General features: G+C 69.0%; 9 protein-coding genes and 2 tRNA genes. 8 read left to right on the top strand and 3 right to left on the bottom strand.

From position 1 onward, the window contains the following. Positions 1 to 2,148: aminopeptidase N (gene pepN / locus FRW57_RS11200; protein ID WP_152186018.1), on the bottom strand; the 2,148-nt coding region annotated here is incomplete at its 3' end. 104 nt (positions 2,149 to 2,252) lie between these two features. Here pepN and FRW57_RS11195 point away from each other — a divergent pair. The 3 genes from FRW57_RS11195 to FRW57_RS11185 all read left to right on the top strand — a co-directional run bounded on the left by FRW57_RS11195 (position 2,253) and on the right by FRW57_RS11185 (position 4,618). Next, positions 2,253 to 2,921 (top strand): mycothiol-dependent nitroreductase Rv2466c family protein, encoded by a 669-nt coding sequence (locus tag FRW57_RS11195; protein ID WP_202911601.1) that lies wholly within the window; start codon positions 2,253 to 2,255, stop codon positions 2,919 to 2,921. Positions 2,922 to 2,958: 37 nt separating this feature from the next. Beyond that, a complete protein-coding gene (locus FRW57_RS11190; RefSeq protein ID WP_137122366.1) occupies positions 2,959 to 3,432 on the top strand; it encodes a ribose-5-phosphate isomerase in 474 nt (157 codons plus the stop codon). Between the two features lie 118 nt (positions 3,433 to 3,550). After that, positions 3,551 to 4,618 carry a PP2C family protein-serine/threonine phosphatase gene (locus FRW57_RS11185; protein WP_152186017.1) on the top strand — a complete coding sequence of 356 codons (1,068 nt, stop codon included), beginning with the start codon at positions 3,551 to 3,553 and terminating at the stop codon, positions 4,616 to 4,618. A gap of 52 nt (positions 4,619 to 4,670) precedes the next feature. Here the strand turns inward: FRW57_RS11185 and FRW57_RS11180 are convergent. Further along, positions 4,671 to 4,744, bottom strand: a tRNA-Gly gene (locus FRW57_RS11180). Positions 4,745 to 4,853: 109 nt separating this feature from the next. Here FRW57_RS11180 and FRW57_RS11175 point away from each other — a divergent pair. The 5 genes from FRW57_RS11175 (at position 4,854) to clpX (ending at position 9,522) form a co-directional block, all read left to right on the top strand. Next, positions 4,854 to 4,930: transfer RNA gene (locus FRW57_RS11175), tRNA-Pro, on the top strand. Between the two features lie 139 nt (positions 4,931 to 5,069). Further along, complete coding sequence (gene tig, locus FRW57_RS11170) at positions 5,070 to 6,521, top strand: trigger factor (RefSeq protein ID WP_137121443.1); 1,452 nt, start codon at positions 5,070 to 5,072, stop codon at positions 6,519 to 6,521. Positions 6,522 to 6,740: 219 nt separating this feature from the next. Beyond that, on the top strand, positions 6,741 to 7,355 hold the full coding sequence (locus tag FRW57_RS11165) for an ATP-dependent Clp protease proteolytic subunit (protein WP_137121444.1): 615 nt from the start codon (positions 6,741 to 6,743) through the stop codon (positions 7,353 to 7,355). Between the two features lie 33 nt (positions 7,356 to 7,388). Next, complete coding sequence (locus FRW57_RS11160; RefSeq protein ID WP_137121445.1) at positions 7,389 to 8,039, top strand: ATP-dependent Clp protease proteolytic subunit; 651 nt, start codon at positions 7,389 to 7,391, stop codon at positions 8,037 to 8,039. 196 nt (positions 8,040 to 8,235) lie between these two features. Continuing rightward, entirely contained in the window at positions 8,236 to 9,522 is a 1,287-nt protein-coding gene (clpX, locus tag FRW57_RS11155; protein WP_137121446.1) for an ATP-dependent Clp protease ATP-binding subunit ClpX, read from the top strand. 67 nt (positions 9,523 to 9,589) lie between these two features. Here the strand turns inward: clpX and FRW57_RS11150 are convergent, their stop codons facing one another. Further along, positions 9,590 to 10,156, bottom strand: a complete 567-nt coding sequence (locus FRW57_RS11150) for a hypothetical protein (protein ID WP_137121447.1) — start codon at positions 10,154 to 10,156, stop codon at positions 9,590 to 9,592. Between the last annotated feature and the right edge of the window lie 206 nt (positions 10,157 to 10,362).

Below are 10,362 nucleotides of genomic sequence, written 5' to 3'. Positions count from 1 at the left end.
GGTCGCGGTGTCATCGCGCTCGCGCTCGGCCTCGATCTCGGCGGCGTCGGCGGCGCCCGCGGCCGCGAGGCTGGTCAGCAGCGTCCAGCGCATCTCGGTGTCCACCGCGAGGCCGTCGAGCACCGTGCTGCCCTCGAGCAGAGCGCGGACGTGTGCGACGTCCTCGTCCGAACGGGAGTAGAAGGCGAACGCCGACGTGAGCTGCAGCTGGGCGTCGCTGCCGGGCTCGGCCGCCGCCATCAGCGCCCGCAGCCGCGAGGTGACCATGGCCAGCGTTGCCTCGCGGTGGTCGCGGGCGACGTACTGCATCGCGGTCACCTGCAACTGCCCCAACAGGGTGCGCAGCAGGGTCGAGTCACTCTCGCCGGGCAGGGTCTGCAGGACCATCTCGATGAAGTCGCGGCCCGGCAGCTCCGCGTCGCGCGTCATGTCCCACGCTGCCCCCAGCACCAGGGCCCGCGGCAGGCTCTGCGTGAAGCCGCGGGGGTGGGTCACCGCGGTGGCGAGTGACCGCTCGTCGAGACGGATCTTGGCGTAGGCGAGGTCGTCGTCGTTGACGAGCAGGAGGTCGGGCTGGGCGAGCCCGACGAGCTCCTTGACCTCGGTGCGTTCGCCGGCGACGTCGAGCTCGAACCGGTCGGTGCGCACCAGCTGGTTGCCCTGCAGGGAGTAGAGCCCGACGGCCAGACGGTGCGGGCGCAGCGTCGGGAAGTCGGGCGCCGCCGTCTGCCTGATCGCCGCCGCGGTGATGGTGCCCTCCCCGTCGACCTCGACCTCCGGGCGCAACGTGTTGACGCCCGCGGTCTCGAGCCACTGCTGCGACCAGGCGGACAGGTCCCGCCCCGACGTCTGTTCCAGCTCCCCGAGCAGGTCGGCGAGGGTGGTGTTGCCCCACGCGTGCTTGGCGAAGTAGGCCCGCAGCCCGGCCACGAACGGCTCGCGGCCGACATACGCGACGAGCTGCTTGAGGACCGAGGCACCCTTGGCATAGGTGATGCCGTCGAAGTTGACCTCGACGTCCTCGAGGTCGCGGATCGGCGCGACGATCGGGTGGGTCGAGGACAGCTGGTCCTGGTTGTAGGCCCACGCCTTCTCGGACGTGCCGAACGTGGTCCAGGCCGTCTCCCACTGGGTGGCCTCCGACTGGGCGGTCGTCGAGGCCCACTCGGCGAACGACTCGTTGAGCCACAGGTCGTTCCACCACTGCATCGTGACCAGGTTGCCGAACCACATGTGTGCCAGCTCGTGCAGGATCGTCAGCGCCCGGCGCTCGATCATCGCGTCGGGCACCTTGGCCCGGAAGACGTAGATCTCGTTGAGCGTCACGGCTCCGGCGTTCTCCATCGCGCCCATGTTGTATTCGGGGGTGAAGATCTGGTCGTACTTCGCAAACGGGTAGTCGACGTCGAACTCGCTCTCGAAGAACGCGAATCCTCGCTTGGTGCAGTCAAACACGTTGGGCGCGTCAAGGTGCGGCGTCAGCGACCGTCGGCAGAACAGCCCCATGGAGACCGGCCCCTTGCGCGTCTGCACCTCGTCCCGGACGACGTCGTAGGGCCCGGCGATCAGGGCGGTGATGTATGACGAGATGCGCGGCGTCGGCTCGAAGGTCCACGTCGCGTCGTCGGAACCCTCGACCGGCGCGGGGGAGGGGGTCGGCTGGTTGGAGATGACCTGCCAGTGGCCGGGAGCCGTGACCGTGAAGGCGAACTCGGCCTTGAGGTCGGGCTGCTCGAAGACCGCGAACATCCGGCGGGAGTCGGCGACCTCGAACTGCGTGTAGAGGTAGACCTCGTCGTCGACCGGGTCGACGAAGCGGTGCAGCCCCTCTCCAGTGTTCATGTAGACGCCGGTCGCGTCGATCGTCAGCTCGTTGTGGCTGCGCAGGTTCGGCAACGTGACGCGGGCGCCGTCGAAGTGAGCGCCCGGGTCGAGCTGCTCGCCGTTGAGCACGATCTCCTGCACCGAGTCGGCGATCAGGTCGATGAACGTGTCCGCGCCCTCGCCGGTCGCGTCGAAGGTGACCTTCGTGGTGGTGCGGAAGGTCTTCGGACCCGTCGTGAGGTCGAGGGACACGTCATACGAGGCGACGGAGACCAGGGCGGCACGCTCCTGGGCCTCGACGCGGGTGAGGTTCTTGCCGGACACAGGTCATCTCCGTGGACGGGGGGCAGAGCGTGGACCCGGCCATGATGGCACGCGGGGCCCCGCCCGCCTCACCCCTTTCCCCCGGCGTCCCGACGACTGGCAAGATGGATCGGGTGACCACTTCTGACACCCGCCCCGCCCAGTCCTCCCCCCGCAGTCAGGCCGAGATGTGGTTCGACCCCGCCTGCCCGTGGGCCTGGATGACATCGCGCTGGCTGATGGAGGTCGAGAAGGTCCGCGACATGGACGTGACCTGGTCGGTCATGAGCCTGTCGGTGCTCAACGAGGGCCGTGACCTTCCGGCCGACTACCGCGACATGCTCGACCGCTCCTGGGGCCCGGTCCGGGTCATCATCGCGGCCGCCCGCAAGCATGGCGCCGAGGTCATCAAGCCGTTGTATGACGCGATGGGCACCCGCATCCACTACCGCAAGATCGACGACCGCGCGGTGGTGATCGCCGAGTCACTGGCGGAGTGCGACCTGCCCGCCGAGCTGGCGCGGTTCGCCGACACCGACGAGGTGGACGAGCAGTTGCGGGCCAGCCACCAGCGCGCGATCGACCTGGTCGGCGACGAGGTCGGGACCCCGGTGATCTCGGTCGAGGGGGTGGCCTTCTTCGGGCCGGTCGTCTCGCCGGCGCCGACGGGAGAGGCCGCCGGGCGGCTCTGGGACGGCTGCCTGCTCGTGGCCGGCACCGACGGCTTCTTCGAGCTCAAGCGCACCCGCACCGTGGGACCCATCTTCCCGATCCACGACGGCCCCCACTCCTGACCCGCACCCGGCAGCCCACCAGGAAAGCAGGCACATGATGCGTGTCCACATCGGCGGTGACCACGCGGCATACGAGCTGCAACGAGCGCTCGTGTCGTTCCTGACCGACGAGGGTCACGAGGTGGTCGACCACGGGCCGGCGGAGCTGGACCCCGAGGACGACTATCCGGTGTGTGTGTTGCGCGCCGCCACCGCCGTGGCGGGGGATCCCGGGTCGCGCGGGATCGTGCTCGGTGGCTCGGGGAACGGCGAGCAGATGGCTGCCAACAAGGTGGCCGGTATCCGCGCCGCGCTGTGCTACAACACCGAGCTGGCCAGCCTCGCCCGGCAGCACAACGACGCGCAGGTGATCTCCATCGGCGGCCGGATGAACACGGTGGAGGAGGCCACGGCGATGGTGCGTGTCTTCCTCACGACACCGTTCAGCGGCGAGGAACGACACCGGCGGCGGATCGAGATGGTCTCGCGCTACGAGGTGGACGGGGCGCTCCCTGGCGAACCGGCCACGTGAGAGGGTCAACGCCGGGATACTGGACGGTAAGAAGTGGGTAAAGCGGCGTCCTTCTGCGGCGCCACGTGGCTAGCCTGACTTTGTGATGACACAGTTGGAGGTGGTAGCGGCGCGCCCAATGACGTTCGGGACCCGCCAGCGCGTCGTCTCGCGCCTCCGACGCCACGAGCACGTCTGGATCTCGACCACTCTCGTGCTCATCGCGCTCGCCGCGACCTGGGGGATCACGCGGTGGCCCGCGGTGGTGCCCTGGTCGTCGTTCGTGCCGCTCGCGGTGGTGGCGGGCCTGTTCCTGCCGCTGGGGATGATCCGCCGGGTCTACCTGGTCCTGGTCGCCTGCTTCACCGTCGCGGCGGTGCTGAAGTTGCACGACAAGGAGAGCCTGTGGGGCTCGATGGTCATCCTGCTCGTGGTGATGGCGTTGATGGTCACCGTCGCGAGGAGCCGCGCGCGGCTCGGCGTCCAGGGGTCGCTGGGGGAGTCGATGCTGGTGGACCTGCGCGACCGGCTGCAGGCGCACGGCGAGCTGCCGGACCTGCCGACGGGCTGGTATGCCGAGAGCTCGGTCATGCCTGCGCACGGAGACTCCTTCTCGGGAGACTTCGTGGTCGCCAACCGCACCCGCGACAACCGGCTCGAGGTCGCCCTGGTCGATGTGTCGGGCAAGGGGGTCGGCGCCGGGACCCGCTCACTGCTGCTGTCGGGTGCCTTTGCTGGCCTGCTCGGCGCGATGGCCCCCACCGAGTTCCTGCCCGCGGCCAACGACTACCTGCTGCGGCAGCGCTGGCACGAGGGGTTCGCCACCGCGATCCACTTCGCCGTGGAGCTCGACACCGGCGACTACTGCATCGGCAGCGCCGGTCACCCCCAGGCGGTGCGCTACCACGTCGGCTCGGGCCGATGGGACGTCGTCGACGAGGGCCGGGGGCCGGTGCTCGGCGTCATGGAGACCTCGGCGTTCCCGCGGGTCATGGGTCGGATGGAACGTGGCGACGCGCTGCTGCTCTACACCGACGGTGTCATCGAGCGGCGTGACCTGGACCTGTCCATCGGGGTCGACCGGATGCTCGGCGCGGCCGAGCGGCAGATCGCCCGAGGTTTCGAAGGAGCCGCCCACCGGATCTGCGCGACGTCGGCGGCCGGGGAGGACGATGACCGCGCGGTCATCATGATCTGGCGCCGCTGACGAGGAGCCCGGTCTCGTCCAGCTCCAGGTCGGCGGTGACGCGGTGGAGCGGTGGAGCGGGTGACGAGAATCGAACTCGCGTAGCCAGTTTGGAAGACTGGGGCTCTACCATTGAGCTACACCCGCGTGCGGCACCGCCGTGGGGGCCGGGCCTGCGAGGGGTTAGCCTAGTGCCGCTCTCGCGAGTTCCCGAAATCGCCCCCGCACGGGGGCGCTCGGCTCCGCGGGGCCACCACGGGCTGTGGCGTAGTTTGGTAGCGCGCTTCGTTTGGGACGAAGAGATCGCAGGTTCAAATCCTGTCAGCCCGACCAGAGGTCTGGCTTGCTCCCGCGCGGTCGGGCTCACAGTGCGGCCGTCGCCGTTTCGGTTCTGCGCGCCGCAGCCGATAGCATGGTTCGTCGTCCGCATCTGTGACCCCCACAGCCCCCACACGTTCTGGAGTGCCCTGCAGTGAAGAGTGCCGTCGAGACCCTCAACCCGACCCGGGTCAAGCTGACCGTCGAGGTCCCTTTCGACGAGCTCAAGCCGAGCCTCGATGCGGCCTACAAGGCGATCGGCGGGCAGATCAACGTGCCGGGCTTCCGCAAGGGCAAGGTCCCCGCCCGCATCATCGACCAGCGGGTCGGCCGCGGCGCGGTGCTGCAGGAGGCGGTCAACGAGGCCCTGCCGCAGTTCTACGGCCAGGCCGTCGAGGAGCAGGGCGTCCGCCCGCTCGGCCAGCCCGAGGTCGAGGTGACCGGTGTCCCCACGGGCGAGGGCGATGAGCTCGCCTTCACCGTCGAGGTCGACGTGCGTCCCGAGGTCACGCTGCCCGACTACTCCTCGATCAAGGTCGAGGTCGATGAGGTTTCGGCCTCCGACGAGGACGTGCAGGAGCGGATGACCGCGCTGCGCCAGCGGTTCGGGACCCTCACCGGTGTCGAGCGCGCAGCAGCCGAGGGAGACTTCGTCTCCATCGACCTGTCGGCCACGATCGGCGACGAGGAGATCGACTCCGTGACGGGCGTCTCCTACGAGATCGGTTCGGGGAACATGCTCGAGGGGCTCGACGAGGCGCTCACCGGTATGTCGGCCGGCGAGACCAAGGACTTCACCGCACCTCTGGCGGGGGGCGACCGTGAGGGCCAGGACGCCGACGTGACCGTCACGGTGCAGTCGGTCAAGGAGCGGGTCCTGCCCGAGCTCGACGACGAGTTCGCCCAGCTCGCTTCCGAGTTCGACACCATGGACGAGCTGACCGAGGACGTCCGCGCCCAGGCCGAACGCGCCAAGAAGTTCGAGCAGGGCGTCCAGGCCCGCGACAAGGTGCTCGAGCACCTGCTCGAGACCACCGAGATTCCGGTGCCCGACTCGCTGGTCGAGGCGGAGGTGCACAGCCACCTCGAGGGTGAGAACCGGCTCGACGACGATGAGCACCGCGCGGAGGTCGGCGAGAGCACCCGCAAGGCGCTGAAGGCCCAGTTCCTGCTCGACGCCATCGTCGAGAAGGAGGAGGTCCAGGTCAGCCAGGACGAGCTGATCGAGTACCTCGTGATGTCGGCCCAGCAGTACGGCATGGAGCCCAACGAGTTCGCCCAGGCGGTCGACCAGGGTGGGCAGGTCCCGGCCATGCTCGCGGAGGTGGGTCGACGCAAGGCCCTGGCGAGCGTGCTGGAGCAGGCCGAGGTCGTCGACAGCGCAGGCAACGTCGTGGACCTCAACGCGCTGAACACCGAGGAAGACGTCGAGGACGCCACCGACGACGCCGAGGCGACCGAGGCTGCTGCGATGGCGGCGGCGCAGGCCACTGCCGAGGAGACTGCCGAGACCGAGGAGGCCGCCGACACGCAGGCCCAGGATGCTGAGGTCGCGACCGACGAGGCCGCGCCACGCGACGAGCAGGCCACGCCGGCCGGCTCCTGACGCCCCACCGCTCGCGCACAGGGCGCCCCGCTCCACACCGGAGCCGGGGCGCCCTCGCGTCTACCGGTACGGCCGCGGACTTGTGCGCTCAGGGCGAACACCGTGCCCTACGGGGACTGTCCCGGGGAAGCCGGGCGTTAGGGTCACTGTCAGGCACAGCAGACAGACAAACAGTGGGACCGAACCTGCGGTGGTCCCCTCCCGACAGATGGAGAAACGGTGAGCAACAGCAGCGAGATCGTCGCCGCGGAAGACGCGCGGCCAGGCGGTCTGGACGACCAGATCTACAACCGTCTGCTCAAGGAGCGCATCATCTTCCTGGGCTCCGACGTCCGGGACGACAACGCCAACGCGATCTGCGCGCAGCTGCTCCTGCTCGCAGCAGAGGACCCCGACCAGGACATCTGGCTCTACATCAACAGCCCCGGTGGCTCGGTGACGGCCGGCATGGCCATCTTCGACACGATGAAGTGGGTGCCCTGCGATGTGGCGACCGTGGCGATGGGCCTGGCCGCCAGCATGGGACAGTTCCTGCTGAGCGCAGGCACGCCGGGCAAGCGCTACGCGACCCCGCACGCCCGCGTGATGATGCACCAGCCGTCCGGCGGCATCGGCGGCACGGCCTCGGACATCAAGATCCAGGCGGAGCAGATGCTGCACATCAAGAAGCAGATGGCCGGCCTCATCGCGCAGCACACCGGGCAGACCGTGGAGCAGATCGAGAAGGACTCCGACCGCGACCGCTGGTTCACCGCCGAGGAGGCGAAGGAGTACGGGTTCGTCGACCACGTCTACCTGAGCTCCGACGAGGCCAGCAACGCCGAACAGTCCTGATCCGCCATACCTTCGAGACTTGGAGCACTGCAGATGATCAACCATTCGTATGGCGGCCCGCGTGTCCCCGCCCCGTCCAGCCGGTACATCCTCCCGCAGTTCGAGGAGCGCACCTCCTACGGCAGCAAGCGCACCGACCCCTACACCAAGCTCTTCGAGGACCGCATCATCTTCCTCGGCGTGCAGGTCGATGACGCGTCGGCGGACGACATCATCGCCCAGCTGATCGTCCTCGAGAGCCAGGACCCCGACCGGGACATCCTCATGTACATCAACAGCCCCGGTGGCTCCTTCACCGCGATGACCGCGATCTACGACACGATGCAGTACGTCCGCCCGGACGTGCAGACTTTCGTGATCGGCCAGGCGGCGTCCGCGGCTGCGGTGCTGCTCGGCGCGGGGGCGAAGGGCAAACGCTTCGCTCTGCCCAACTCCCGGATCCTGATCCACCAACCGGCCATGGAGGGCCTCGGCGGCCAGGCCAGTGACCTGGAGATCCAGGCCAACGAGGTCCTGCGCATGCGTGAGTGGCTGGAGGAGACCCTCGCCGCTCACTCCGGCCGCACGGTGGAGCAGGTCCGTGTCGACATCGAGCGTGACAAGATCCTGTCGGCGGAGGACGCCAAGGAGTACGGCCTCATCGACGAGGTCCTGCAGAGCCGCAAGGCAGCGCTCGAGGAGTGAACACTCCCGGCCGGCCCGCGCACGGGTTGTCCGCCCTGAGCGGACAACCCGTGACGGGAGGCCGACACCGGCGTTCAATGAAGGCGACTCGACGGCCCTCGGGGTAGCGTCGGGCCACGGCAGGGCAGCAACAGACGCACGAAACCGACAGGGCATCCGGACCACGGGTGCAGACCAAGGATGAAGGGGCCGCCTCGTGGCACGTGTGGGAGACGGTGGAGATCTGCTGAAGTGCTCCTTCTGCGGCAAGAGCCAGAAGCAGGTCAAGAAGCTCATCGCCGGGCCGGGCGTCTACATCTGCGACGAGTGCATCGAGCTGTGCAACGAGATCATCGAGGAGGAGCTCGCCGAGTCCTCCGACCTCGGCCTGGAGCAGCTGCCCAAGCCGCGTGAGATCTTCGACTTCCTCGAGCAGTACATCATCGGCCAGGACGTCGCCAAGCGGGCGCTCGCGGTGGCCGTCTACAACCACTACAAGCGGATCCAGGCCGGCGAGAACGTGTCCAAGAAGGACGCCGAGCAGGTCGTGGACATCTCCAAGTCCAACATCATGCTGATCGGCCCTACGGGGTGCGGCAAGACCTACCTCGCGCAGACGCTGGCGCGGATGCTCAACGTGCCGTTCGCGATTGCCGATGCTACGGCCCTCACGGAGGCCGGCTACGTCGGTGAGGACGTCGAGAACATCCTGCTGAAGCTGATCCAGGCCGCGGATTTCGACGTCAAGAAGGCCGAGACCGGCATCATCTACATCGACGAGGTCGACAAGATCGCCCGCAAGAGCGAGAACCCGTCGATCACCCGCGACGTCTCCGGTGAGGGAGTGCAGCAGGCACTGCTGAAGATCCTCGAGGGCACCACCGCCTCGGTGCCGCCCCAGGGTGGCCGCAAGCACCCGCACCAGGAGTTCATCCAGATCGACACCACCAACGTGCTGTTCATCGTGGGTGGGGCGTTCGCCGGGCTGGAGAAGCTGATCGAGTCCCGTTCGGGCAAGAAGGGGCTGGGCTTCGGTTCCGAGCTGCACCAGGCCAAGGACGTCGGTGAGTCCTATGGCGACGTGATGCCCGAGGACCTGATGAAGTTCGGGCTGATCCCGGAGTTCATCGGCCGGCTCCCGGTGATCACGACCGTGTCGCCGCTCGACCGCGACGCCCTGGTCAAGATCCTCACCGAGCCACGCAACGCCCTCGTCAAGCAGTACCAGCGGATGTTCGAGATCGACGGGGTCGAGCTCGAGTTCACCGACGAGGCGATCGAGGCCGTGGCCGACCAGGCGATGCTGCGCGGTATCGGCGCCCGCGGACTGCGCGCGATCATGGAGGAGGTGCTCCTGCCGGTCATGTTCGACGTGCCCAGCGAGGAGGACATCGCCCGCGTGGTCGTCACCCGCGAGGTGGTCCTCGACAACGTGAACCCGACCATCGTGCGTCGCGACGAGCGCCCCGCCCGGGCCAAGCGCCAGCGCAAGGAATCCGCCTGACCAACCCGCCTGGCGTCTGATCTCGCACGTCGCGCTGGCACCACTCGGCGCATGCTTTGCGCGCGCATCAGAGCCGGCGCGGGCCTCCGGGCGGGCGCAGCGACCAGCGACGGGCAGCCACCAGCGCCGCGGCCGCGACCACCCCGGCCGTCGTGGTCAGCACGACGCTGCCAGCGGTGTCCAGCGCGGCGAAGGCCCGCCCCACGGCATACACAGCGATGGTCACGCCGGCGACGACCGCTGTGCGGACCGACCAGCGGGCAAGGCTGCCTGCGGGCAGGCGGCCGGTGTGCGGTGCGCGGGTCGTGGCCGTGGTGGCGACGTGGAACCCCAACAACGCCAGAGCGGCGACCAGGGTCCACAGGGTGTGGGGATCGCCCTGGTGGCCGAAGTACCAGACGGCGAGCAGGTAGAGGGTCGTCAACGTCCCGGCGTCGCTGTCAGGGGCGAGCACCGTGAGGAGCGCCAGCAGCAGCCCCACGACGACCGCCCACACGGGGACCGAGCCGGCGGCCAGCACCGCCGCCAGGAACACCGCCGGCGCGAGCAGGACCACCAGGCGCAGCAGCAGCTCCGCACCGGCCAGCTGGAGCAGGTCGCGCAGCGCGTCGTCGAGCCGCCGGAACGGGGTCATCGGGGAGCCCCGGCTCCGAGGTCGGACCTCATCGGTGGGCCATCCGCGGTCCGGCAGCTCGCTGGGCGAGCTCGCGCAGCACCTGATCGAGACTGCCGGGACCGCGCCAGGCGACGACCGGCACGCCGGCCTGCTCGATCCGGCGGATCTCCCGCGCGCGCTCGAGCAGCCGCAGCCGCCACGCGAGGTGGCCGTAGCCGTCGTGG

The sequence above is a fragment of the Segeticoccus rhizosphaerae genome (assembly GCF_009192725.1).
In the GTDB taxonomy this organism is placed as follows: Bacteria; Actinomycetota; Actinomycetes; order Actinomycetales; family Dermatophilaceae; genus Segeticoccus; species Segeticoccus rhizosphaerae.
Note: the sequence above shows the minus strand (reverse complement) of the source record. Positions and strands in the feature narration are given on the sequence as shown.

What these genes read in the sequence shown, in the direction of transcription:
- FRW57_RS11195 (WP_202911601.1), top strand. Translation starts at nt 2,253, where the DNA reads ATGGATCGGGTGACCACTTCTGACACCCGCCCCGCCCAGTCCTCCCCC.
- FRW57_RS11190 (WP_137122366.1), top strand. Translation starts at nt 2,959, where the DNA reads ATGCGTGTCCACATCGGCGGTGACCACGCGGCATACGAGCTGCAACGA.
- FRW57_RS11185 (WP_152186017.1), top strand. Translation starts at nt 3,551, where the DNA reads ATGACGTTCGGGACCCGCCAGCGCGTCGTCTCGCGCCTCCGACGCCAC.
- FRW57_RS11160 (WP_137121445.1), top strand. Translation starts at nt 7,389, where the DNA reads ATGATCAACCATTCGTATGGCGGCCCGCGTGTCCCCGCCCCGTCCAGC.
- FRW57_RS11150 (WP_137121447.1), bottom strand. Translation starts at nt 10,156, where the DNA reads ATGACCCCGTTCCGGCGGCTCGACGACGCGCTGCGCGACCTGCTCCAG.